Origin of the sequence: Pedobacter gandavensis (assembly GCF_032677645.1) — a bacterium.
Taxonomy (GTDB): Bacteria; Bacteroidota; Bacteroidia; order Sphingobacteriales; family Sphingobacteriaceae; genus Pedobacter; species Pedobacter gandavensis_A.
This window is the reverse complement of the sequence record NZ_JAVTSB010000003.1, coordinates 33,571-58,735: the sequence shown is the minus strand read 5'-3', so window position 1 is coordinate 58,735 and position 25,165 is coordinate 33,571. Positions and strand designations below refer to the sequence as shown.

At 42.0% G+C, this 25,165-nt stretch carries 31 protein-coding genes; 23 read left to right on the top strand and 8 right to left on the bottom strand.

From position 1 onward, the window contains the following. The first annotated feature begins 28 nt into the window (after positions 1-28). Complete coding sequence (locus R2Q66_RS06020) at positions 29-664, top strand: ParA family protein (RefSeq protein WP_316747103.1); 636 nt, start codon at positions 29-31, stop codon at positions 662-664. Continuing rightward, positions 661-1,026, top strand: a complete 366-nt coding sequence (locus R2Q66_RS06015; protein WP_316747102.1) for a hypothetical protein — start codon at positions 661-663, stop codon at positions 1,024-1,026. The genes R2Q66_RS06020 and R2Q66_RS06015 overlap by 4 nt, the downstream gene beginning before the upstream one ends. A gap of 80 nt (positions 1,027-1,106) precedes the next feature. Here the strand turns inward: R2Q66_RS06015 and R2Q66_RS06010 are convergent, their stop codons facing one another. Further along, positions 1,107-1,346 (bottom strand): hypothetical protein, encoded by a 240-nt coding sequence (locus tag R2Q66_RS06010; protein ID WP_316747101.1) that lies wholly within the window; start codon positions 1,344-1,346, stop codon positions 1,107-1,109. Here R2Q66_RS06010 and R2Q66_RS06005 point away from each other — a divergent pair. The 21 genes from R2Q66_RS06005 to R2Q66_RS05905 all read left to right on the top strand — a co-directional run bounded on the left by R2Q66_RS06005 (position 1,336) and on the right by R2Q66_RS05905 (position 19,147). Then, positions 1,336-1,656, top strand: coding sequence for a DUF4134 domain-containing protein (locus R2Q66_RS06005; RefSeq protein ID WP_068402273.1), 321 nt, complete (start codon positions 1,336-1,338; stop codon positions 1,654-1,656). The genes R2Q66_RS06010 and R2Q66_RS06005 overlap by 11 nt on opposite strands. A gap of 43 nt (positions 1,657-1,699) precedes the next feature. Further along, complete coding sequence (locus R2Q66_RS06000; RefSeq protein WP_316747100.1) at positions 1,700-2,011, top strand: DUF4134 domain-containing protein; 312 nt, start codon at positions 1,700-1,702, stop codon at positions 2,009-2,011. Positions 2,012-2,290: 279 nt separating this feature from the next. Next, a complete protein-coding gene (locus tag R2Q66_RS05995; RefSeq protein WP_316747099.1) occupies positions 2,291-5,032 on the top strand; it encodes a TraG family conjugative transposon ATPase in 2,742 nt (913 codons plus the stop codon). After that, entirely contained in the window at positions 5,029-5,691 is a 663-nt protein-coding gene (locus tag R2Q66_RS05990) for a hypothetical protein (protein WP_316747098.1), read from the top strand. Before R2Q66_RS05995 ends, R2Q66_RS05990 begins: the two co-directional genes overlap by 4 nt. Positions 5,692-5,696: 5 nt before the next feature. Beyond that, entirely contained in the window at positions 5,697-6,347 is a 651-nt protein-coding gene (locus R2Q66_RS05985; protein ID WP_316747097.1) for a hypothetical protein, read from the top strand. Then, positions 6,344-7,015: a hypothetical protein gene (locus tag R2Q66_RS05980; RefSeq protein WP_316747096.1), complete on the top strand. Its 672-nt coding sequence runs from the start codon at positions 6,344-6,346 to the stop codon at positions 7,013-7,015. The genes R2Q66_RS05985 and R2Q66_RS05980 overlap by 4 nt, the downstream gene beginning before the upstream one ends. A gap of 3 nt (positions 7,016-7,018) precedes the next feature. Further along, entirely contained in the window at positions 7,019-7,798 is a 780-nt protein-coding gene (locus R2Q66_RS05975; RefSeq protein WP_073233018.1) for a hypothetical protein, read from the top strand. A gap of 1 nt (position 7,799) precedes the next feature. Further along, entirely contained in the window at positions 7,800-8,939 is a 1,140-nt protein-coding gene (locus R2Q66_RS05970) for a plasmid transfer protein (protein ID WP_232324604.1), read from the top strand. Continuing rightward, complete coding sequence (traK, locus tag R2Q66_RS05965; protein ID WP_198163532.1) at positions 8,939-9,559, top strand: conjugative transposon protein TraK; 621 nt, start codon at positions 8,939-8,941, stop codon at positions 9,557-9,559. The genes R2Q66_RS05970 and traK overlap by 1 nt, the downstream gene beginning before the upstream one ends. 115 nt (positions 9,560-9,674) lie before the next feature. Beyond that, a complete protein-coding gene (locus R2Q66_RS05960) occupies positions 9,675-9,962 on the top strand; it encodes a hypothetical protein (protein WP_068402256.1) in 288 nt (95 codons plus the stop codon). A gap of 2 nt (positions 9,963-9,964) precedes the next feature. Then, entirely contained in the window at positions 9,965-11,185 is a 1,221-nt protein-coding gene (gene traM / locus R2Q66_RS05955; RefSeq protein ID WP_316747095.1) for a conjugative transposon protein TraM, read from the top strand. 12 nt (positions 11,186-11,197) lie between these two features. Continuing rightward, complete coding sequence (gene traN, locus R2Q66_RS05950; RefSeq protein WP_316747094.1) at positions 11,198-12,028, top strand: conjugative transposon protein TraN; 831 nt, start codon at positions 11,198-11,200, stop codon at positions 12,026-12,028. Positions 12,029-12,091: 63 nt separating this feature from the next. Beyond that, positions 12,092-14,140 carry a TraM recognition domain-containing protein gene (locus R2Q66_RS05945; RefSeq protein ID WP_316747093.1) on the top strand — a complete coding sequence of 683 codons (2,049 nt, stop codon included), beginning with the start codon at positions 12,092-12,094 and terminating at the stop codon, positions 14,138-14,140. Between the two features lie 12 nt (positions 14,141-14,152). Beyond that, positions 14,153-14,578 carry a hypothetical protein gene (locus R2Q66_RS05940; RefSeq protein WP_316747091.1) on the top strand — a complete coding sequence of 142 codons (426 nt, stop codon included), beginning with the start codon at positions 14,153-14,155 and terminating at the stop codon, positions 14,576-14,578. Positions 14,579-14,589: 11 nt separating this feature from the next. Continuing rightward, positions 14,590-15,009 (top strand): hypothetical protein, encoded by a 420-nt coding sequence (locus R2Q66_RS05935; RefSeq protein WP_316747090.1) that lies wholly within the window; start codon positions 14,590-14,592, stop codon positions 15,007-15,009. 116 nt (positions 15,010-15,125) lie between these two features. After that, the gene (locus R2Q66_RS05930) at positions 15,126-15,512 is read left to right on the top strand and encodes a M23 family metallopeptidase (RefSeq protein ID WP_316747089.1); all 387 of its coding nucleotides are present in this window, start codon (positions 15,126-15,128) and stop codon (positions 15,510-15,512) included. A 6-nt stretch (positions 15,513-15,518) separates the two neighbouring features. Then, on the top strand, positions 15,519-15,680 hold the full coding sequence (locus tag R2Q66_RS05925; RefSeq protein WP_316747088.1) for a hypothetical protein: 162 nt from the start codon (positions 15,519-15,521) through the stop codon (positions 15,678-15,680). Positions 15,681-15,693: 13 nt separating this feature from the next. Then, positions 15,694-16,896, top strand: a complete 1,203-nt coding sequence (locus tag R2Q66_RS05920; protein ID WP_316747087.1) for an ArdC family protein — start codon at positions 15,694-15,696, stop codon at positions 16,894-16,896. A 28-nt stretch (positions 16,897-16,924) separates the two neighbouring features. Then, positions 16,925-17,731, top strand: a complete 807-nt coding sequence (locus R2Q66_RS05915; RefSeq protein WP_316747086.1) for a DUF4099 domain-containing protein — start codon at positions 16,925-16,927, stop codon at positions 17,729-17,731. A 47-nt stretch (positions 17,732-17,778) separates the two neighbouring features. After that, positions 17,779-18,366: a hypothetical protein gene (locus R2Q66_RS05910; RefSeq protein ID WP_316747085.1), complete on the top strand. Its 588-nt coding sequence runs from the start codon at positions 17,779-17,781 to the stop codon at positions 18,364-18,366. Between the two features lie 124 nt (positions 18,367-18,490). Beyond that, positions 18,491-19,147 carry a hypothetical protein gene (locus R2Q66_RS05905; protein ID WP_316747084.1) on the top strand — a complete coding sequence of 219 codons (657 nt, stop codon included), beginning with the start codon at positions 18,491-18,493 and terminating at the stop codon, positions 19,145-19,147. 107 nt (positions 19,148-19,254) lie between these two features. Here the strand turns inward: R2Q66_RS05905 and R2Q66_RS05900 are convergent, their stop codons facing one another. The 7 genes from R2Q66_RS05900 to R2Q66_RS05870 form a co-directional block, all read right to left on the bottom strand. Then, positions 19,255-19,746: a hypothetical protein gene (locus R2Q66_RS05900; protein ID WP_316747083.1), complete on the bottom strand. Its 492-nt coding sequence runs from the start codon at positions 19,744-19,746 to the stop codon at positions 19,255-19,257. Positions 19,747-19,835: 89 nt separating this feature from the next. Next, positions 19,836-20,630: a phosphatase PAP2 family protein gene (locus R2Q66_RS05895; RefSeq protein WP_316747082.1), complete on the bottom strand. Its 795-nt coding sequence runs from the start codon at positions 20,628-20,630 to the stop codon at positions 19,836-19,838. A 242-nt stretch (positions 20,631-20,872) separates the two neighbouring features. Then, positions 20,873-21,355 carry an MgtC/SapB family protein gene (locus R2Q66_RS05890; RefSeq protein WP_316747081.1) on the bottom strand — a complete coding sequence of 161 codons (483 nt, stop codon included), beginning with the start codon at positions 21,353-21,355 and terminating at the stop codon, positions 20,873-20,875. Positions 21,356-21,358: 3 nt separating this feature from the next. Beyond that, positions 21,359-21,535, bottom strand: a complete 177-nt coding sequence (locus R2Q66_RS05885; RefSeq protein ID WP_316747080.1) for a hypothetical protein — start codon at positions 21,533-21,535, stop codon at positions 21,359-21,361. A gap of 31 nt (positions 21,536-21,566) precedes the next feature. Continuing rightward, positions 21,567-22,265 (bottom strand): DUF1345 domain-containing protein, encoded by a 699-nt coding sequence (locus R2Q66_RS05880; RefSeq protein ID WP_316747079.1) that lies wholly within the window; start codon positions 22,263-22,265, stop codon positions 21,567-21,569. Beyond that, complete coding sequence (locus R2Q66_RS05875; RefSeq protein ID WP_316747078.1) at positions 22,259-22,918, bottom strand: hypothetical protein; 660 nt, start codon at positions 22,916-22,918, stop codon at positions 22,259-22,261. The genes R2Q66_RS05880 and R2Q66_RS05875 overlap by 7 nt, the downstream gene beginning before the upstream one ends. A gap of 135 nt (positions 22,919-23,053) precedes the next feature. Then, a complete protein-coding gene (locus R2Q66_RS05870) occupies positions 23,054-25,156 on the bottom strand; it encodes a heavy metal translocating P-type ATPase (protein ID WP_316747077.1) in 2,103 nt (700 codons plus the stop codon). Positions 25,157-25,165 lie beyond the last annotated feature (9 nt).

Here is a 25,165-nt window from a genome sequence, read left to right as displayed (position 1 = left end):
CCCTAAAAGAACTTAAAAAACTATTATTATGCTAATACTATTAGGCAATCAAAAAGGTGGTGCGGGCAAAAGTACGCTTACGCTACTTTTGGCCAATTACCTTACTCAAATCAAAAAACGTAAGGTCACTGTCTTGGATATGGATTATCAACAGTCCTTGGCGACAAAAGCCCAAAAGGCGAAAATTCTAGAAAACGAGCCCCTCTATGAAGTGGTCCCCGCCGATCTGAAACATTTTCCATCCCTGCACAATGCATTAAGCAACCGCTCTGGCGAAATCATATTGATCGATCTTCCTGGAAAAATGGATGATGACGGACTGCTGCCTTTGTTTGCTGCCTGTGATCTCGTGCTTTGCCCATTCGCTTACGATGAATTTTCTGTGGATTCGACCTTACTTTTTGCAATGGTTCTTCGAAAGATCAACGATAAGGCGCCATTCATATTTATTCCAAACCGTGTTAAAAATACAGTCAAATATGAAACAAAGACTGAAATAGAAAATGTACTGCGGCGCTTTGGTGTGGTTGCCCCAAGCCTTGCTGACCGCGTGGATTTTCAGCGGATCAGCACTTTCCAAACACCACTGATTTTATACCCAGTCGTATTGCCGTTGCTTGATCTGATCTACAGCCAGTATCTAGATTGGGAGGACCATACATGAGCCAGATTAAATCATTAGCCGATGAGCTAAGAGAAACGATTAAAAAAGATGGACATCCCGATAAGGAAATAGTGGACGACGAGTCAACTTTTAAACAAAAACCTATAAACAAATTAACTAAAAAGCCCCCAGACACAAAGCTCGAAACCTTGTTTGAAAGTATCCTGACTTTTGAACTGATAGGAACGGAAAAACTGCTGATCCGCCTGGATGACCGCACTGTATTCCTGTTGAAGCAATTGAAAATTGCCAAGGCAATTGATATGAACAAACTAATCGCATTCAGCTTGCAACATTTTCTTCGTACCCACCCTGAACTTATAGAATACGTGAAAGAAAACATTAAAACCATCGAATTATGAATTGGACACAATTTCTACTCAGCATTGCCGCTGTTTATTGCCTGTATTACCTGCTAAACATCCTTTTTGACATGATAAGGTCAAGAGGCCAACCTATCATAGGTACGAGTCAAGACGAACTCGTATTTACCGAAGAAACCCAGCCCAAACAGGTCGGCTCTGATGAACCAGCACCCAAACCCAAAAGCAGGCAGGTTATATCTTCTGGTCCTCTTATTAGCACTGGAGGAGTAAGACTTCAACAACTTTTCGCCCTGGCCCAGTCCGAGGTCATCGAGTACACCAAAGCCATACCTTATTAAGGCAACGATGAAATTCAAGTATCCACTTTTAAAGACAACTCCGGTTGTCTTTTTTTTTGCCCTGCCTTTTTTGGCAACGGCCCAGTCACCGCCAGGTATCAGTGAATTTTATGAGGTCAGTGGAGAAATGCATCGTTGGTATTTCAGCCTTTCTGACTTAGTACTTGTCCTCGGTGCCATCAGTGGCATACTGGGCGGTCTTCGGGTATATGCCAATTGGCAATCCGGCAAACATCATATAGACGCCCAAGTGATGGGTTGGTTCTTTTCCTGCCTCTTCCTTTCTATCATCGGGGCAGCCCTCAAAGCCCTGTTCGGGGTGCATTAAACATCCTTTTCAATTTTTCATTCACCATTTAATTTCTCAATTCATGACAGTAAAAAACAAAAAACTGTTTGCAATCGCTGCATTTTCATTATTTGCAGCTCAATCTTCGTTTGCTCAAGGCGGAGGTTCCATTGGTATAAACGCCGCCACTTCTTCGCTGACAAGTTACGTAGATCCAGTATCTACGCTGATTTTGGCTATCGGTGCGGTAGTCGGATTGATCGGTGGGGTTCGCGTGTACATCAAATGGAACGCGGGGGATCAGGACATCAACAAGGAACTTATGTCCTGGGGCGGTTCCTGTTTATTCCTGGTACTCGTATCGGTGGTAATCAAAGCATTTTTCGGCGTATAATGATCGCCAAGTATGCAATCTATAAGGGGCTTCAAAAGCCCCTTATTTATCGGGGGTTCAAAGGAAAATTCATTTATTGGGGAATAGGTTCCTTAGTTGGAGGTCTGATAATCGGAGGCCTTATTGGAGCCCTCACCAGTATGTACTTAGGTGGTTTTTTGACCATTGCCCTGATCTCAGCTGGGCTCACCTATACCTTTTTTCGACAGAAAGACGGCCTCCACTCCAAAACCCGAAACACAGGGATTTTTATCCATCCAGTCCACTTAAAACTAAACTATGCAGCGAGAAAGAAAAACAGGATTTAAAATTCCTTTTGCTGGGATCGATACCTATAATGGCTTACAGCTATTGTACGGCGAGAATGGTGATTTCTCCATGATCCTGCACATTAGTAACCCGGTGCTGCAATACGGCGCCGACCCTGATGCTTACAATGCTTATCAAAGTGTATTGCTAAACATCATTAAGATTCTAGGCGAAGGACATATAATACAAAAGCAGGATGTTTTCATCCGCAGGAAATATAAGGGTGTAAATGAGAGCGAGTTTTTACAACAGAAGTATCACGCACATTTTGAAGGACGAGAATATACAGACATTAAATCCTACCTGATTATTACCAATCAGGTTAAACGCGGTGCTTTCTATACTTATGATAAAAAAGTATTGGCAGATTTCTTTCAGAACGTGATTAAAATTTCAGATCTGCTGGCCAATGCCGGATTCAACCCAAGCTTTTTGAATGAGGTTGAAATCAACCGATACATAAGTAAGGTGCTTAGCATGGAGTTTGCCTCGCCCCATACCACTCTTAATAATATGCGTTGTGGGGATGAACAATTGAATTTGGGTAATCTGGCCATCCGTTGTATCAGCATGGTCAATACCGATTCGGTGGATCTACCGGAAAAGTTAGGCCCCTACACCGAAAAGCAGGATAACAAAGGAATGCGGGATTTTCCGGTAGATAACCTTTCTTTTTTACATCAGGTTCCTGGATATCGTGTTATCATTTATAACCAATTGTTAGAGATACCACCACAACAGCTAACACTCAATAAACTAGAGCTGAAACGTAAACGCCATTCAGGCGTTCCCGATCCGGCCAACCTCATCTGCGTTGAGGATATAGATATGTTGCTGGTTGATGTAGCAAGAGAAAATCAAATGCTCGTCAATGCCCATTATTCCATGATCGTATGTGCAGAGGAAGAACAAATCAGGAAGGCTGTTAATTATATTGATGCAGCGCTTTTTCAGCAGGGAATTATCCCATCACGAAACGCCTATAATCAGTTAGAACTTTTCCGCTGCGCTTTACCAGGCAATGGTGTAGAACTAAAAAAATACGACTGGTTTTTGACAACCGCCGATGCTGCCCTCTGCTTCTTTTTTAAGGAATCTCTGTTAAAAGATGAACCCTCGGACTTCCTAGTTCGCTTTACCGACCGCCAAGGTATTCCCGTGGGAATAGACCCCGCAGACCTGCCCATGCGCACCAACCGGATCAATAACCGAAATAAATTTGTGCTCGGCCCATCAGGCAGCGGGAAGAGTTTTTTTATGAACGCCTTGATTGAGCAGTATATGCTCTATAACATGGATGTGGTGATCGTGGATACCGGGCATTCCTATTCCGGGATGTGCGATTATTTCCGGGGCAAGTACATTACCTGGTCGGACAGCAAGCCGATTACGATGAACCCCTTTGCCATTGCTGAAAGTGAATACAATATAGAAAAAAAGGATTTTCTGATTACCCTGGTCAGCCTGTTGTGGAAGGGTGCCGAAGGGACCATAAGCTCGGTTGAGCGTGATGTCATTTCCAATGTAATCTCCGCCTACTATAGCCGATATTTTAATCCGGGGTATCCCGGCCTATCCCATAAACAGCTTTTCAGCATACGCAAACGTGTCTTTGAAAGCATGAAGGAGAACCCTCTTTTTGATATGGACTTCGATGTGATCGATGATAATCTGCTTAACCTAGAAATCAGTGATTTAGATGAAGTCCTGCTGGCAGATGATCCTGATACGACTCCGTTTAAGGCTGCTTTCAATCAAAAATATTTTTCCGCAGTAAACGAGGAAAAGAAACTGGGCAGTATCAGACATGAACGGACGGGAATTACCGCTCTTGATTTTAATAGTTTTTATGAGTTCGCACTCGGGAAAATACCGGAGATCAAAATCGAGGAAATGATTGCGTTCGACCTGGACGAGTTCAGGTACGTGTTAAAGAAATTTTACCGTGGCGGAGAGTTTGAAAGTATCCTCAACGAGCCTGCCGACGCATCCCTTTTTTCCGAGCGGTTCATTGTCTTTGAAATTGATGCCATTAAGGAGAACCGTATTCTGTTTCCCATAGTGACACTGATCATTATGGATGTGTTCATCCAGAAGATGAGACATCGTAAGGATCAGCGAAAGGCCCTCATAATTGAAGAGGCGTGGAAGGCAATCGCCTCACCTTTAATGGCAGGGTACATTTTGTACCTCTATAAGACTGTCCGTAAATTTTGGGGCGAGGCCATCGTGGTCACCCAGGAATTGGGGGATATTATCGGCAATGCAGTGGTCAAGGATAGTATACTGAACAATTCGGATACCATTTGCCTGCTAGACCAGAGCAAGTTCAAAGAGAATTACAAGGAGATCGGCAAACTCCTGGCCATTACTGAAATTGAGCAAAAGAAGATATTTACCATTAATAAACTGGGCAACACCGATAACAGGGGGCGCTTTAAAGAGGTATATATCCGAAGGGGTGCTTCGGGGGAAGTGTACGGCGTGGAGGTCTCTATTTTTCAGTATTTGGCCTATACTACCGAAAAACCGGAAAAAAGTGCGGTGGAAATCTATACCCGCACCTACGGGACTTATCAAAGCGGATTGGAAGCTTTTGTCTCCGATATGGAAAAAAGCGGATTGCCTTTGGATGCCTTTATCCGCCAGATTAATAAGGATGGTATACCCATCCCAAGTTCAACTGAATATTTTAAACCCGATTTTGTATGAAACGATCACTTCTAATTGCAGGACTTTTTATTACAGCCTGTCCTGTTTTTGCCCAGATTTATGTGGACCCAACCACGGCGGGTGCTATGGCTGCACACTCAGGAATTATCAACGGGCAGCTCAATAGAACGAATGATAACCTTACATTGATCCAACGTGGTCAATTGGCAGTAACTGGCCAGCTGGTCATCGTAAATGATTTGCAGCAACAAATCTACCGAGGGTTAAGTGAGGTATCTGCCGCCGTACGATCCTTGTTGGCCATTCAGGATATTGCCGACATCAGCATGGATATTGTTTCCGATGTAAACAAGGCTATTTCAATTGCGCATAGTAACCCGGTTCTGCTGCTCTTTGCTGAAGGTGGTGCTCGCGAGTTCAAACGAAGGGGAACGGCATTGGCTGCGGAAGTCAGCTCCTTTGTATTGCAGGGTGGCATAAACAACCTGATGGATTCTGGCGAAAGAGCAAAATTATTAAACCGCATCAGGACCGAACTGATGATCTTACGGGGTGTTGCTTATGGAATGCATCGCACGATGTTTTGGGCGAAACAGCGCGGTATTCTTAATTCTCTTAATCCTTATTCCGGTTATATAAATATTGATGTAAGGATTGCTAATGATATCATCAGAAACGCTAAATACCTAAAAAAATGAAAGGAATGATTATCCTAATCTTCCTGCTTTTCGGGATACTACAACATGCTTTTTGCCAGCTCAATGTAGAACTAATTCACCAGTTGGTAGCCGAAAGTAAAAGCGAAAATAGCAGACAGGAAGAAGCTAAAAATAAACAGGCAGTTACTTCTGCAAACGAAGAGGTAAATAAAACACAAATGAGCAAACTTAAGACGAAGTACAGGGAATTACAAAGCCGTTTTCAAACTGTGGGACTGGCTATTGATGCCGCACAGATCGGACTGGAAGCCAGCCCAGTTGTTTCAGAGATCATCCGACAGCAAAATATAATCTACCAGCTGGCTAGTGATAATCCTATTCTGATTTCACTAGCGTTCCAGACCGAAAAAGACCTTGCAGACAGAGCGAGAATGTTGGTGAATTATATTATTGGTCTGGCCCTAAGTATCGGCGACATCAACCAGATGAAAGCAAGCGACCGCAAAATTCTTTTTTCACATGCATTAACTGAACTCCGCTTGATAGAAGGGGCTAGTAAAGGTTTGGCCACGGCCATGTTCCATGCTAACCGAAAACGCTCGTTGAACCCCTTTGCCAATTTTATTGAGCAAGATAAACAGCTTGTTGATAATATATTACGTAATGCCTCTATTTTTAAAGCAACAACGCCATGAGGTGCCAACTATTTATCGCAGGTTTTTTGCTGCTCGTTTGTACAGAAAGTTCAAATGCGCAAAAATTAGTTTTCGACCGCGGTCATTTTGCGATTGTTAATGAGAACGGCAGCGTGCGTTTGGCAGCAGAAAATACCCATAACAATTATCTAAGCACCATTAACAATCGTTTGGATGACATAAATCTGAATATCTCTTCAGTGGTGATGGTGCAGAACTTGATTTATAATTCACTTACCCAGGTCAATCAAGCATTGAGAAGCGGTATAGCCGCCACACAGATTGCTCGAATCAGTACAGAGATTATTAAGGAAAGCAATACCATGATCTCTATTGCAGGCAGCGAGCCCTATTTATTGCTGTTTGCCGAGGATGTTGCAAGGCAACTGAAATCCCGTGGAATTAACCTGGTTAGCGAAGTATCTGATTTTATTTTAAAAGAAGGCGGCAATGTGTTGATGGACTACGAGAAACGAGATGCTTTACTACGTAAGGTCATCCTGGAATTAAAAGTCATGAGGGCACTATGTTATAGTATGGGTAGATCTATGTATTGGGCAAAAATGAACGGGGTGTTAAAAACGGCTAATCCTTATAGAGATTTTATAAATCAAGATACTCGGATGGCCAATGATATCATCCGTAATTATCAAATTTTAAAACAATAAACGATGAAACATTATATTCTAGCCATACTTATTTTGGGGATGGCCGCTTCTGCAGGAGCCCAGCGTATCATTCGAGACCAGTCTATTGTTAACCAGCAAGAACGTATGGTTTTCAAACAATGGGACAGGAAGAAATTTACCCCAACTAGCGGCTTTTTAGGACTTAATCCAAACTACTGGCTTACCTGGGCGTGGCACCCGAACTACCCTAAAAAAGACCTCCGTCCATTGGGACCTGTCGGACCACAAACTCAGCGTCTGGCTTTTGCCGCGGCCATGCAAAATACCGAAAACGCCTATAAACTGCATGCTGATACTTTAAGAAATACTGCAATAACCGAAGCGGTAAACTATTCAGCTGTTTTTTCTACTGCCGATCCATTGTGGATGCTATACTACCGTCATGAATTTGAACCTCTTTTAAACGAACAAGATGCAAATTTGATGTCTGGAATTCCCGCAAAAGAAATTGACTACCTGGTTCGCAACGGCGTTTACGAGTGGTATCGCGAAGAGTCCTCAGGAATTAAGGAACGCCTGGACGGTGCAATGACTACAACACTTGACCGTGGTTCAAGGCTACTGACCTACCACAGGCTGCTTTTGGAATATCGTCGGTTAAATACTTCCTGGGAGGCAAAAAAACAGTACGCCAGAAAATTCCTAGCTCTTAGTGAATCTACAAACAAAATGAAGTCCAGGGACCAGCCCATTGTAGAAAGGCAAGGTTTCAGAACCGATCAGCAAATCGCTGATGAAATTTTAAGGAAATCCAAACTCTAACATGATGAACATAACCAATTTACTGACCGGCACTGCCGGTTTTTTTATGCAATCAGGTTCCGGAAATGTGCCAGACTCCTTTAAAAAAACTTTCAATTTTTTGCAAGGCAACGGGGTCTACGAAGAAGGTATGATGCATTTTTTAAAGGAAATGAAAAATACACTGTGGACGCACTATGATGCATTTATTGCAGATGCACAGGCACTATCGGCCATTTTCATGCTCATTTTTTTTGCCGTTAAGTCATATGAAATGATGTCGGGTGATAAAAAAATGGAAATTATGCCACTGCTTCGTCCATTCGGCCTGGTCATGGTAATTCTTTGGTGGTCTCCTTTTACCAGAGTGGTCTCCTTTCCCACAGATATAATTGCAAATAAGACTGAGATTATGTTTAATAGCAGCCAAACAGAAGTGAATAACTTACGACTGGAAAGAGCCCAGCTGATGGTACAGGTAGCAGATAATCTGCTCACTGTGCAGGCCCAAACCGAAACAGCCAAACAGGAGGCAGACACCTGGTACCAGAATGCCTGGGAATCGGTGAAGTCTACGGTTAAGGAAGGTTTTGCTGAGGTATGGAACCCAATAGTAGAGTTACGTAACCGTATGCAAGTCGGTCTGCAACTCCTTGCCACTTCCATTCTGGAAACATTGGCTTTATGGATACTTCGGATCTGTGTATATCTCATCTTCATTATCCAGATTATCTTTTCTACGATACTGATTATACTGGGGCCATTCTCAGTCGCAATCAGCATCCTTCCTGCATTCAGGGACAGTTTTACTACATGGGTTGCAAGGTTCATTTCGGTTAATCTTTATACAGGTATCGGTTTTCTGGTTCTGTACGTCGCTTCTTTATTCCAGCATTATGCTATGGAAGCGGAGATAAGCCGCTACAAAGAGCTTGTCGGCACCTCTGCCGACCGCTTGGAAAAACTTGGGTGGCTTGCCGGAAATGGCCTGCTCTCTTTCGGGATGGTAATCGTAACCTTTTTGATTGGAGGTCTTACCATGTTAGCAGTTCCCAGCATTAGTACATGGATCGTGTCTACATCCGGGATAAGCTCTGCTGCTTCCACGATGGGTCGAGGTGCTTCAAATATGTCCAGAATCTTAAGCAAAATGATGAAATAATGATTGTAAAAAATATCGAAGCCAAAGTACGCCTTGCCACATTTTTGTCCGCAGGAAGTTTTATCCTGGCCGTTGTCATCGTCCTGATCGTTTCCCTGTTTGCTTACAAACAGGTTGCAGACGCTCGAAGAAGCGTCTACGTGCTAGATGCAAACAGCGTTCCGCTGCTAGCCAGGCAAACTGATCTTCAAATGAACCGCGCTGCGGAATATCGTTCGCACGTCAACCTTTTCCATAGTCTTTTCTTTTCGCTTACGCCTGATGATAAGTATATCGAATATCAGATGAAAAGAGCGATGTACCTGGTCGATGAAAGTGGTGCACTTCAGTATAACAACCTTAAAGAAAAAGGATTTTTCAATTCAATTCTCTCCTCCAGTGCTGTGTTGACACTTCAGACCGATTCAATTTTTATTGATGAGGGGCTTAAGTATTTCCGTTACTACGGTCGCCAGAAGATAGACCGTCGCAGCTCCACGATTATTCGTTCGCTAGTCACTGAAGGTTATCTAAAAGACCTGAAAATCCGCTCTGATAACAATCCCCATGCGGTACTTATTACCCGTTGGAAAACATTGGAAAATAAAGACATTGAAAATGTACAGAAAAACTCATTTTAAACCCCGCCCAAATCTTTTATACGAGCTCAGAAAAGAGTTCGGAGGGTACTTTCTCCGCTTGTCGGCTCTTTGGAAACTCGTCAGCTCCAGATACCCAACGCAAATATTTGCCCTCATGCTGGCGTCTATACTGTTTTCAGGCGTATTCGCCTTTACGGTTATGAGGGTAAAAGAACCCAAGTCATTGCCATCGCTTTCCAGCTCAGGCACCAATGTAGCCCAGGGGTTCGGACAGATCATAGGTGCCGGGCAGGCATTTCAGAAAGTGCTTGATCTGCAAAATCAGATCAACACAGTACTGCACAAAGAAAAGCTGACTGCTGCCGATAGCCTTTTTGTCAAAGATGCAATTCAGCAGTTGGAAATCATCCATAATGAGCTAAATATTAAACCAACACCCTAATTATGAAGATCAATTTCAAGCAACCGCGATACGTGCTACCACTGATCCTACTTCCTTTCCTATGCTTATTTTTTTACGCATGGAAAAGCAGCTTTGGAAAAGATGCACCCGTACGACAAAATGGAAATACGCTACAGGAAACAGTGGTGGATGTTTCCGAAGAGGTTAAAAACAAAGGTATTGAAGATAAGCTGGACGCTTACCGTAAGCAATACAAGGATGCAGATGGTTACACAGCAGTCGGTGGGATCGCAGACGAACAAACCAACGGGCAAAAAGTTCCAGACCTGTACAATCAAATGGAAAAAAGGATGTTGGATTCCATCGACCGGGAAATGAAAAGGAAATATGGTAACACAGCCGCCGAACCACGCACATCACATTCAACCTTTCCGAACGCAGTCCCTAAAACACAGCCACCAAAAACTTACGATACAGACCGGGACTTGGCAACCGCACTTTCCAAATTAAAGCAGCAACAATCGGCACCTACCACATCAGAGGTGCCTGGTAATAAGGGACAAACTGACCCCATGAAAATTTTTCGGGAACAAATGTCACTGATCGACAGCATGGGCAAAGCAAACGACCCCGATTACAAATCAGAACAAGCCAGAGAAAAAGCGATGGCCCTTGCTGAACGGGAGCTTAAAAATCAAAAAAAACTCAGCGTTTCTAAAACTTCGGCGTCCACGGCACTTTTCAATACCATTTCAGCTAATGGAGAAGATAGTTTTATCCGTGCCATAGTAGATCAGGACATCACTGGCTACGCAGGTTCGCGTCTACGTATCCGCCTGTTAGATGATATGACCGCAGGTCGGTTTTTAGTTAAAAAAGGTACATACCTATATGCCCAGATAACAGGTTTTAGCGGTCAACGGGTAAACCTATCAATTAGCTCCATTTTTCAAAATAACAATATACTACCTGTCCGACTTGACATCTACGATAATGACGGCCTGCCTGGGCTTTATGTCCCCGCATCTGCATTCCGTGAATTTTCAAAAGTACTTGGTAGCGATGCCAGTCAGGGTATGACGATTCAACAGCAAGCTGAAAACAATAACCAGCTAGTGATGAGCATGCTTCAAAAAATGTTTCAATCTACTACAACGGCGGTTAGCAAACTGATCCGTAGCAATAAAGCCAAACTGAAATATAACACCCAGGTCTATCTTATTGACCCGCAAGAACTCAAAAACACTCAGAACAAGTATTAACCCGTATTTTTTATGAAAAAATTAATCTTTTTTTTATTGGCCATCTTATGGGTGGCCCAGGGGCTTTATGCACAAATCCCAGCAGGAATATACCGCAAAGATCTACCAGATATTCTGATCAGTCGGGATATTTCATTGCACTTTATTTCTCCCGAACCCCTTCAATATGTTGACATATCCACCCACGCAGTTGCGGGCGATCTGCCTTTAAAGAATGTATTGCGCTTAAAGATAATTCCAGATGTCAAGATGCCCTTAGATGGGCCTGGTGTAGTAACCATTGTTGGCGAAAGTTTTATTGCTCAATATAACCTGCGCTATGTGGATGACCAATCACTTATCGTCCCCACACAAGTGAATATATTACCGGAACATACCCAGCCGCTGGACGTCCCTGGAATTTCACTAACAACCAGGCAGATGCAGGATTTTGCCATTCAGATTCTACAGAAACCATCTGGTAAGTCTGTGCGAAAGGCAAAGGCTTTCGGTTTAAAGGCCAAACTGAACCATGTATATGCCGCAGGTGATCACATATTTCTTGATATCACCTATTTTAACAATAGCAACTTGCCTTACGATGTGGACGAACAGCGCTTCAAAATCGAAGATAAAAAGATCACAAAAGCAACAAACCTACAATCTGTAGAAATCAAGCCTGTATGGCAACTGTATCCAAACAGCATATTTAAGAAGCAATACCGAAATATCTATGTCCTGAAAAAGGTAACCTTTCCGGGTAATAAGTTGCTAAATATTGAACTGACTGAAAAACAGATTTCCGGGAGGGTGCTTACCCTAGAAATGAAATACAGTGATATTCTGAAAGCAGACAGTTTATAAAATGTCCAAATAATGGGAGTCTCCATTGAGCTCCCTTTATCCATTAAAAACAAAACTTGATATATGGAAGAAACCAAGGAACAGCAGAGCCTTTACAAGTTCCTGCAATTTGGTATCTATTTGTCCGTCTTGATCGAAGTTTTCCTGTTTTTTTACGCCAGTAAATTTTTAACACAGGATTATACGGACAAATTTAACCTACGCTTTTTTGTAATCAGGCTTGCCAGATTACCATTTTACCACCAGCTCATTTACAGCAAACTATTTACTCTACTTTTGATTTGCCTGGTTTCAGTAGGTACGCTCAGCAGAAAAAACAAAGACCTCAATCCCAAAAATCATATTGTTTATCCACTTGTAGCTGGTCTTATCGTTTTCTTTTCGGGAATCTTGTTTCAGGGAAAACATACACCGGCCATTTGGATGGGTGCTGGCTGGTCTGATCTGCTGTACATCGTCACCGCAATTTTCGGAACCTTACTGATCCATATCGCTATGGATAATGTATCGAAGATCATCAGTTCAAAACTCGGTACAGATAAATGGAACATTGAGGGAGAATCCTTTATGCAACCCATCAAACCGATTGAGACACCGTATTCGGTGAATATACCAATGTTGTTCTATTACAAAAAGAAGGTACATAAAGGATTCATTCCGCTGGCAAATTTATTCAGAAGCTTGCTTTTAATATCAGTTCCTGGTGGGGGTAAAACTTTTTCTGTTATTATCCCAATAATAAAGCAATTCATCGCTAAATCTTTCACTTTATGCATTTATGATATAAAATACCCTGATTTAGCCAAGGTTGCCTATCACCATTATTTATTGGCCAAACAAAAAGGAAAATGCCTTGATTATAAATTCCACGTTATCAATCTAAATGAAGTTGAAAAAAGCGAACGAGTAAACCCCTGGAAAAGAAAATACCTCAATACACTTGCCGATGCCTCTGAAACAGCGGAAGCCTTAGTTGAGGCCATGAAAAAAGGTGACCGTTCGGGAGGCAGTGACCAGTTCTTTACACAATCCGCTATCAATTTTCTGGCCGCATGCATTTATTTTTTCAGCAGCTACGAAAATGGTCGGTATTCAAGCCCTCCGCATGTGCTTTCTTTTTTAAACCTTTCCTATGATGACATTTTCAGCGCACTTTTTTCTGAACCGGAACTGGTACCACTACTTTCCCCATTTAAAAGTGCTTATCAGGCCAAAGCTTTCGATCAGTTAGAAGGACAAGTAGGTACACTTAAAATCTTTATCAGCAGATTGGCTACGAAAGAAACTTTTTGGGTATTCAGCGGGGATGATTTCGAGCTAAAAATAAGTGATCCAAAAAACCCTTCAATTTTGGTGCTCGCCAACGATCCTTTGACACAAAGTACTAATTCAGCCTGCTATTCCCTTGTGCTAAATAGGGTTACTAAACTGGTAAACACTAAAGGCAATTTACCCGTTGGACTTGTCATAGATGAGGCCCCAAGTCTCTATATTTTTCGAATTGAGCAGGTTTTAAGTCAAGCAAGAAGTAATTTGGTTGCATCTGTACTCGGAATCCAAAGCCTTCAACAATTTCAGCAGCAATATGGTAAAGAAACTGCTGCTACTATCACTTCTGTGGTCGGTAATGTGCTATCTGGATCTGTACAGAACAAGGATACGTTAGATTGGTTGGAACGACTATTTGGCAAGGTAAAACAGGAAGGTGAAAGTCTGAGTATCGACCGGACGAAAGTCTCTGTTTCCCTGAGTGAAAAACTTGAACCGCTGATCCCTGCTGGCAAGATTGCGAACCTGCGAGCTGGCGAAATGGTGGGTTTGATCGCGTCAGATGCCGTTGAAACCTATACAGGGAAATACCAGCCCTCGGCAGTAAACTGTCGGGTAAATCTGGATGTAGAGTCCATCAAAAAAGAAGAACAAAGCTATCGGTCCTTGCCAATCTATTACGATTTCAAAGGCAAAAAAGAGGAAATACTCCGGCAGAACTTTCAAAAGATTAATGAGGAAGTGCAGCAGGTTGTAAAACAGTTCAGAATTGCTCAGACATCAGTTGGTGTACCTCAGCCTAAAGGAATAATGAAGCAAACCTTTAACAAATTAATCACCTAACAACTATATTTTATGGAACAACTTCTTGGCACTTATGCGCAGGTGCATCCATTACTAAACGACCCGGCAGGCAAGCAGGGTCAGATTAGTATGATAACAGATATAGATATTGAGGGAGACAATGTTTACATAAGCTTTGAAAAAGGACAACAGGCACTATATAGCAGTAACGCCTTATTTGTCTTGAAAAAATCTGATGAAATAAGCACAAATGCAATTTCAAATTTGCAAAAACTGTCAAAGGAAGATTTTAAAACGCTTTTAGAAATCAGTTTGAAGGCACAGTCAATCTTGCCAATAAACCACAAAACTGCACTTGAAATGTCAACTACAAATAATGCAGTTAGAGCCCATAGCCAGAATTTACTTCAAGATAAATTGGGCTTAGTCAACAATAATCAGGTTGAGGTTGAACAACGTCCTATTCACAGGCGCTAAAAAATTTAGAAATGGAAGAACTTTTGAACAAATCAGTAATGGTACATCCATTAACTGATGATCCAATGCGTATGCAAGGTCAGGTCGGGTTAATTGCTCAAATCAACCTCAAAAATGATGAAGTGCATGTACAATTTCCTTACAATAATATTGGGGTTTATAGTACTAACGCCCTACTTTCCTTACAACCAAAAGAAATGGTTTTGGCAACTATACAGACAAAATTGCTCGAACTAGACCCCAAAGATGTAAGGATACTACTGGATATTTACAGACTGCAAAATATTGGACAAACAGGAGCAATTGAAGAAGCACTTCGGTGGGCCATCGGCTTTGAGGAAGTTGGCAAAAATTCCCTTGTTACCTTGGAGGATTTCATCAAACGTGGGCTAGCAGATGAAATCGAAATTCAATCTTCTCGTAGCCGATGAACCCTCGAATATTCGTGTTGCATGTCGTTGTCCATTTTTTACTGACTCATTCAGCTGTAGCTATAGCACAAATCAGTGACCAATGTCGTAGTAGCTTACCGTTAATAAATTTACGTGTGACCTCTGGTTTTGGATACCGCGTACATCCGGTGACTAATAAGTATGACCTGCATAGAGGCATTGACTTTGCTGCCCGTTGTGATCCGGTACTAAATATTTTGGACGGAACTGTAATGGATACAGGTTTTAATCCAATCCTGGGCAAATATGTGAGAATTTCTCATGGAGACTTTCAAAGTATTTACGGGCACCTTTCCCAGATCTTGGTCATACCAGGCGAGCCTGCAAAAGCAGGTCAGGTCATAGGTGTCACCGGAGCAACAGGCCGGGTGACCGGAGAACACCTGCATTTCAGCATTAGGTTTAAGGACAAATACATCAACCCATTACATTTTTTAAGGTCACTGTTACTGCCCGAACAGCTAGCCCAAACCATCAATTAATTACTTATGGAACAACATTTAAGAACCCTGCAAGATAAATTAAATACACTTGCAGCTGGCCAGGCTATTGGCCTTACAGCCGCAGAAGCGGCCATTTATGGCGTAGACTATGCAGACGAACTGCCAGAAGAAAATGACCCTCAGGAGGTAGGAGAAGATGGCGAATGATAAGATTAAGGCCATGCACATACAGGTGGCCGAAAAACTCATTGAACAGCTGAAAGCCGGAACTGCTCCCTGGCAAAAACCTTGGAACAGCGATAATCTTCCATCTTTTGAGCTCCCTTACAATGCCGTCACCGGAAACCGCTATAAAGGTATTAATACCTTTTCCTTGTTGCTTAACGGTTATGAAGATCCTCGATGGATAACTTTTAACCAGGCATCAGCCAACCAGTGGAGTGTTAAGAAAGGTGAAAAGGCTTCTCTGATCCAGTTTGTTAAAACAACTGATTTAGTTGCCAAAAGGGATGAAAGTGGTAAACCTATGTTGAACGATGATGGTAAACCCATCAAGATTTCTATAAAACTGGATCGTCCAATCATTACCACCGCCTGGGTATTCAATGCCGCGCAGGTAAATGGGATTCCCAACCTACAAAAACAAGACATCCAAGAGTTAGGTTGGAATCCATTAGAACGAGCGGAAAAACTGATTGCGAGTACTGGCGCCAACATCATCCATCGGGCCGGAGACGATGCATTTTACAGTCCGTTCAAGGATCAGATCACTATGCCGCTGAAAGAGCAGTTTGATGCTCCAGACAAGTATTATGCAACGGCTCTTCATGAACTGGGCCATTGGACTGGACATAAGGACAGGTTGGATCGCAGTATAATGAATCAGTTTGGCTCCGAAGCATATGCCCGTGAGGAATTACGTGCAGAAATCGCTTCTCTGCTGATCGGTCAGGAATTGCGGATTGGACATGATCCCAGACAGCACACCGCTTATGTGGATAGTTGGATTAAGGTCTTGCAGGACACACCCTTTGAAATACATACCGCTGCCGCTGACGCTGAGAAAATTCTCAATTACCTCACAGGTTTAGAACAAAAAAGGGAAGTTAAAACTGAGTTGCAAAATATACCTGAGTCGAAGGCATCAAGAAATCAGACAAACTCTAAATATCTGTCATCAGGCGACGAAATTGCTTATAATAATACAATTTACAAAGTAAATGGTCATCTGAAACAGGGTCGTCTACGCATGGAGGACTTGAACACAGGACACAACTTTGTGCTTTCTAAAAATGATATGCTGTATGGTTCTTTGCTTCAGGTAAAACAGCAATCTCAGGACAAAACCCGCACAATTGATGGGACTGATACTTCCATTTTTCAGGAAGCTGACACAGCAATTGCTAATGTGGCAAGACGCTAAATCATCACAAAATTTCAATCTGTTAATTATGGAAACATTTATCAAGGAAAATGAGTTGCCTATTAAAGAACTCGAAAAGCTCGGACTTTACCAGGAAGGTAAGTTGAATCTAAGCAGTGAAGATGTCGACGCCTTACTGGCGGGACGAAGAACAGACATGCGCAGCATGTTTCATTTAAAGATGGATGGTTTTGAAATCCGACAACTGGATGCCAAACTATCCCTTAATCGCAACCCTGATGGTACCGTCACGCTGAACCTGCACCCCATCTATAAGGAGGTCAAACCACATCCATTGCTTAGCGAGGAAGAAGCCAGGGTGCTTCTGGACGGTAAGCTACAATCGATACAGAAAGTTTATGAGCAGGCCGATAAAAAACTGGCGATGCTGATTATCGAATACGACAAGCAAACCAGAGAATTTGTCTCCTACCATCCTGAGCAGGTTGAAGCTCCTATAAAAGTCAACGGGCAAGTGATGTCAGAGGAACAGCAGAAAGCATTCCAACGCGGAGATGTAATAGAATTGGACGAAGGCACTCGCATCCAGCACAGCGCGACCGACAGCAAGGGGATCAGGTCAGACAGAAAGGCATTGATACTTTCGGTATTAATGGATGGCGGTATTTCTTATTTACTGCTCCGCGGTATTCGCAACCTTGCCGGGAATAAGGACGGCCAAAAGGAAGAATACACCAAAGGCTATAATCAGGCCCTGGCTGATAGTATGGTAGGAATACCTAAAAGAGAAAAGGAAATGACCGTGGGCGAGCATAAAGACTATGAGACAGGTTCACAATATAGTCGAGGATACGGGCGCACCTCATCTCGCTAATGGGTTTGTTAGCCGATCCGTGCCCGCTTTCTATTAACCTGGAGATATTGGCTTTTTTTGTGAGCCGCATTACTGTTCAGGATGGCGCTATCCTTTTTACCTATCAGGATAATCAACGGGATGCTGCGATAGAATTTTGGTCGGACGAGAAGCACCTTGTACCTGTTTCTACTGGAATGTGGTTGGTGTATGAGGGATTACCCGCACAGGTCAGGCATTTATTTTTAAGCCATTCAGCAACTGATATTCTTTGTTTCTGCCAACAAAGACCAGATTGGCTAAAGATTCCAGGCAGTGTTGCATTTGCTTCTTTAGGATTGTTGGCCAGTGCGGATCAGATATCTTTTCTGAAACAACACTTTGTCAACGCAAAGGTGCATACGCTATTTGATGCTGAACTTACAGGCAGGGTCACAGATTGTAAAGTCGCATTGTGGAAGTCGGGGAAAGACGCTTTTTTCAAGGTCAAAGACGATCTAATACAGATTACTTATCGCAAGCGCAAATTCAGTATCCCTGCCACTTCTTTTTCACTAAACCGTTTTGAAAAAGTTGTTGGCATACGCTCAGGTATACGCACCCATAAACCTAAAAACGGCTACTGTTCTTTTCGCGAACAGTTTAATCTGATTTAACCACTAAGTGTAAGAATCTTAAAAGCAGATAACTAACAGCAATGTACCCTGGTTCCTACGGACCAGGGTGCATTGCTGTGCTTAAAATTTAACCTAATAAAGAAAATCTTAAAACAATAGCACTATGAACATTGAACTAAAAAATATCAAGTATTACGAATCCTTTAGCGAAGAAACACTGGCTTTCCAGGCGAGTCTATACATCGAAGGCAAACGTGTTGGAACCGCAAAAAACGATGGTCGCGGAGGCCCGACCTATTACGATGGAGACAATAAAGAGGGACGAGAACTTATACGTCAGGCAGAGCAATATGCTAAAGCACTTCCTGATAAACATTATCCTAAAGATGATTACATGGAGGCATTTTCTATACCTATGACCCTTGAACACCACATTGACGACCTACTTAATGATTACTTAGGTAAAAAAGAGTTGGAAAAAATCCAGAAGAAGGTGGCAAAGGATATGGAAAAAGGTATTGTATTTGGCAAACCCAATGATTACTCATGGAGTGTCCAAACCTACAATGTGCCACTTCAACAAGTATTATCTCATCCAACTGGCCCCGAGAGTGTGACAAATACTATTGCAAAACACATATTCAAAGAACTAAAGGGTGGAGTTAAAATCTTAAATACTAACATCCCTGAAAGCGTTCTAAAGAACGCTGGACTTTTCGCTGATCAATATGTAAAACCATTGGTTCAAGATATTGGGCATGGGATAAATTCTGCGGAAAACACAAACGAACAGAACAAATCGCATGGCAGGTCGCTTTAGGAAAAACTGGAATTCAATTATCTGGACGTTCACCATCGCATAAAGATAAAGTTTTAAGGAGGCTATCTAGCCTTCTTTTTTGTGTAAAAAATATTTCTCACATTCATTTAATTATTTACCGAAAATATCGTAAAGTTCAATCCCAGGAAGAGACTTTGCCATTTGTTTAGCGCATAATTAAATGCGGTATGAAAATCAGACGCAATCAGGATTTCGGTTTCGTAAATCATGTCTAGAGCGGCATTAAATGCACCTGCATCAAATTTTACCAGAAATTTAATCTTTGGAATACCGACCCATTTGCGATTGTGTTCATTAACCTCACTTACAATTAGATCAAGATCATCCAGGAGTTGTGCTGGTTTTTGCTGATGTTGTCTGATTTCTATAGCATCATTATACCAGACTAAAACATCCTGATAAAGTTTTAATTGTGCTTTCGCCTGGGTATTACGCTGAAGTTGACTATCTATTTCAGGTAATAAATTGAAATGTGTATGTAGGCACCAAAGACAACGACCGACATGATTAGTAGAAAGAAAATATAAAATATAAAATCCATTAAAGTGATCGCATTTTTTTTCTTTTCTTTTGTTCATGTTTTTTAGGTGTTCTACCTCCTTTCAATTTTGGAGGAGCTTGTCTAACGACGCTGAGTTTAGATTGACATGTCATATCACCTAATTGATTAAAATGTTTTCACCATCCCAAGTCCGAAAGTACCTGATCTGTAAGCTGGCATAATTAGTGCATTATTTTTAGGTTTATTGGAGAACATTCTTTTGATTTTGGGGTATAACCAGTAAGAGGCCTGGGTTGACAGTACGCCAAGTCCAGCTCCCGCCACCACATCACTAAACCAGTGCCTATTGTTGTACATTCTCAAAATTCCTACTGTCGCAGCTGCGGTATAGCCTGAGACTGTGTACCAGACCGACTGATCCCCATATTCTCTGCGAAGAAATTCAGCCGAGGCAAATGCCTCCGCAGCATGGCCGGAGGGAAATGCTCTCGGAGTTCCATCTGGCCTGGTTACAGCGGTGATCCCCTTAAAGCTTTGGGTAGTCGCATTTAAGATGATATTGGACAATAAATAAACCCCGCTTTGATCTAAGAGGCTATTTTTACCTTTAAGGCCTAATCCATTAAGTGCAAACACTGCTGCTCCTGGTGCAAACTGAAGGTAGTTGTCGACTATAAATTGCTTGTGAGGATGTTCGCTGTAAAATTCATGTTTAGCCTCAACATCCAAATTGGTCAGTGCATTGTTTCCCAGCTTTACAAATCCATAAGCTAGCGCAACCGAAGGAATGATAATTGACGATACACGAACAGGGTTTTTAAAATTTTGTTGTTGATCTGCTTTCTTTTTACCTGATGTGTCAGATATTGATATAAAAACTACCGGAGGAGATTGACTAAATAAACTTGTAGTCAAAAACATCAAAAGAATTGAAATAGTATATGTAATGTGTTTTTTCATTTTTAAGATTGCTTAATCTGATTTTATTACTGCCAATGGGTATTAAAAAAGTGGATCATTTTCATGATAATAGCAGCTCCGAGTAAAATTGCTAGTATCCAGAAAAAAATCATCGAATAAAGCCCTGGCCTAATAGTCTTTTTTTTCTTTTTTGTTTTAGGTTTAAGTGAAGGTCTGGGCATATTTATTGTATTTTTCACCGATTTATTCCGTTTATTTTTATATGCATTCGACTTCATCCCTCAATCGTCTAAGTCTTCATTCTTATGATATTCCTGCATTTTCTTTTTCCATTTTAAATACCATTGCTGATGGTGAAGAATTAGTAAAAAGAAAATCGCTGCCGATGAAACAAATGCGATAATGAGCATATTTAACCCAACTGCGACACCGATCGCGGCGGTACACCAAATTGTAGCAGCAGTGGTCAACCCCTGAGACTGGTTCCTTTTATCATTTTTATAAATAATGCCTGCGCCCAAAAAGCCAATGCCAACAATTACATTAGCTATTATCCTGGAGACAGCAGCCGTATCATTTAAATGCTGGCCAATTGCTGTAAACAAGGTCGCGCCCAAACAAACTGCAGCATAGGTCCGTATACCAGCGCTACTTCCGTGTTTTTCCCGGTCAAGGCCAATCCATGCACCAAGAAGAAGGGCGATCAGAAGTCGTAAAACAATGCTTAATTCGTTTTCCAAATCCATTTTTCCAATTAAATCCATAGGTCATCCTTCAAGATTTAAAAACCACTCTTCTGCCTGCTTAATAGCTTCTTCAACAATGGCCAGCTCATTAACAGTTCTTTCCTTCTTTAGCTGGTTTGCAATCTCAATTGCTTTTTCCCTAATAATTGGCTTAAGATCCTGCATTTCCAGCGGGAAATTTTCTAGTGTCCAGGTCATAATTATTTTCTATTTGTGTCAATATTTTGATTTATTTCTGTGTAAGGCCTGCAATAATATTAATTGTTAATGCGACAATAAACGTGTTAAAGGCAAAGGCTAAAATGCCGTGCATCCAGGCAAGCCGTCTTATTTTTCTAGAAGTAATCTGCACATCTGAAACCTGAAAGGTCATTCCAATAACAAAAGAGAAGTAAGTGAAATCCATATAGTCGGGTTCTTCTTCATCTGGAAATATTAAGCCTTCCGGTTTTATGTTTTTTCCGCCCTTATGATGGTCTAAATCGCAATAATAAAGATGGGCGTAGCGAAGTGTAAATACGGTGTGTAGGAGCCACCAAGAGCCTGCAACGCAAGCAAGAGGGATTAGGGCGGTTCCAGAAAATTCCTTTTCGGTTTGAGATGAGGCATTTTCCAAGAGTAAAAGCACAGCCAATAGACTGGCGAAAGCCACTGCGATTACAAAGAAAAAAATCACTGTCCGGCTGGAATCCTGAGCATGAGCCTCATTCTTTACATCAGCAGGATGGGAGCTTAGAATGGTGATCCATGCCAATATTAATGTACTCATAACATATGCTAGCCAAGCCAGCATGTAATGAATTGGATCTTTAAATTTACCTGTAGTAGCTACAAAAAACAGAACTGCAACTCCTATTGACGTATACAACTTGTGATGTGCATCCACTTGGTTGATGTAATTGGCTATTTTCCTTAGACGGCCTACCATGTTAATTTTCCCCTTCTTAAGTAATACAGGTATAATTTAAATGTAAAATGAGCGATAACCAGACTGATTACTAACCCAATAAGGATTTCATGTGGGTAGTTCCAACCACTATGTAGATTAGTATACAAGTTGATAATCGCCCAGGCGACTACCATTGCTTTGAGCGGCCAGTAATGTCTCTTGAAATAAAGACAGCTGAAATAGGCAATTCCCGCTAAGCTTGAAGACATAGGAAGACAACCAAATTGTTTCCCAATGCCGACGGCTTTTATTTGCATGGAACCAGCCATAGTCTCCATATATAATGGACGTAGGTGTGCAAACAATAAGTTGACCGTGAAGATCATTCCATTGCAAACCACAACATACAACACGATAAAAACTAGTACCTGCATAAATTTCATCTTATCATGAAAAAGCGTCATGAATACCAGGAAACCATAAAAGGGAATTAATAAATGGAAGTTCCCTGATTGTAGCATGAGCTTAGCAATAAATTGGTTATGGTTGTCGTTTGCCCAAAAAAGGATATTTTCGTCAACTTCTACGATGTCGCTTAAAATGTGATGGTCTGCAAGGATAAATCCGATTAGCAGGGCAGAAAAAACCGCAACCGTCACCACAACGGGAAAATAGGTGTCCAGTATTCTCATTGGATAATCAGGTTAAACTTTTGGATTCTTCATCTTTATAGCGTTGCTAAAATAGATCCTTTATTCCCAATTGACCACCGTCTTACGCACGGAAAACGATGGCCAGCCATACGGCTTTAGGGAATAACACTGTCTTTAAGCTTTCTTCTCTCTTCCAGACTTACTGGTTTTTTTTTGGTTGTTTTTATATGCAAGGAGGCGAAGTGCATTTACAACGACTACTAAGGTGGAACCTTCATGTGCCATCACTGCGGGCCCGATAGAGGTCACCCCCAGAATCGTAAGCGGTATCAAAACTGCCACTACACCCAAACTAATCCAAAGGTTTTGCTTGATGATACCCTTTGCCTTGCGGCTTAAACCTATTGCAAAAGGCAGACTTTCCAGTTTGTCTCCCATTAGGGCAATATCTGCGGTTTCTAAAGCGACATCAGACCCGGCAGCTCCCATTGCAATACCTACCGTACTCTTGGCCATTGCCGGAGCATCATTAACACCATCTCCAACCATAGCTACCATTTTTTCCGACTTATCCAGTTTTTGGACGGCTTTAACTTTATCCTCTGGCATGAGGTTACCCATCGCATCAGTGATGCCGATCTGTTTAGCAACGGCTTCAGCCACCTGCTGGTTATCACCAGTTAGCATGATCATTTTTTTAATACCTAACGCAGAAAGTTCTTTCAGCACATTTTTCGCCTCTTTACGGGGTACATCCATAAGAGATAGAATACCTATGAAATCCTTATCCTGTTTGACCAGCATAGATGTGTGACCACCTTTTTCGAGGTCTTCCACTTGTTTGATGATCTCCACTGGTACATTGTCTTTTTCAAACAATGCCTTATTTCCAATGAGTATCTTTTTACCGCCAACTTCCGCTTGTACACCCCGTCCTGTGATGCCTTTCACTTTACTGGCCTCTGGAATAGATTGCTTTTTAAGTTTTTCAAGACCTCCTTTGACGATAGCCTCCGCAAGGGGATGGTCACTTAGTTTCTCTACTGCAATGGCTACAACCAGTAAATCCTCCTCAGAAATCCCGTTTAAAGGGATCACGTTGGTTAGCTGAGGTTTTCCTTCAGTCAGCGTGCCGGTTTTATCAAAAGCAATAGCATTCAGAGATCCCAGGTCTTCTAGTGGTCTTCCGCCTTTAATCAATACCCCACCTCTGGCAGCACGGGCGACACCGCTTAATACCGCACTTGGAGTGGAAATGGCAAGCGCACAAGGACTAGCGGCCACCAATACAGCCATAGCCCGGTAAAAGCTTTTGCTAAATGGTTCGTCGATCACCAGGAAAGCAAAACATAGCGCTGCCACCAGTACCAGTACAACTGGCACGAAATACTTTTCGAATTTATCTGTAAACAACTGAGTTGGAGATTTTTGTTTCTCAGCCTCATTGACCATTTTTACCAAACGGGAAATGGTTGAATCTTTGGCTTCTTTGATCACCTTAACTTCCAGAACAGCTGCCCCGTTTATGGTACCTGCAAACACACGGTATTGGGGTTTAATGCTTTTTTCATTGATGTAATCTTTATTTGGATCAGGAACAGGCGATTTGTCGACCGGTACACTTTCCCCGGTTATTGGTGCCTGGTTTACGCTTCCTTCACCTTTGATCACCACACCATCCGCCGGTATTTTACTGTTGGGTTTGATGACAATGACATCTCCTAAAACCAATTCTTCAATACGGATTTCCTGTTGGCTGCCATCCCTAACCACCAATGCAGTTGGGGGAGCTAGGCTGGTCAGCGCCTCAATGGATTTACGTGCTTTACTCATTGCGTAATGCTCCAGTGCATGTCCCAAACTGAAAAGGAATAGCAGCAGGGCGCCTTCCATCCATGAACCCAATATGGCAGCTCCGATTGCAGCAACCAGCATCAGGAAATCAATCTCAAACCCGCCTTTCATTATGGTTTGAACTGCTTCTTTTGCCGTAAAAAAGCCACCAAAGAAATAGGCAATTATATAAAGAATAAGACTGACCCGTTCAGGCATACCTGCCACATAAGATAATCCGAAGCCCGCTCCCAGAGCAGCTCCGCAAATCAATGAAAATATTAGCTCGGTATTTTTTCCAAAAACTCCACCGTGTTGATGCCCTTTTTCTTCGACATGATTATCCGATTTATCGGCGGCCCCGACTTTGGTGCTCGCTGTTTTAGCCCCGTCTTTCATAGGTAGGGTTTTTGGTTGATTTCCATTTTTTTTGTCTGTTTTCATAGCTATGGG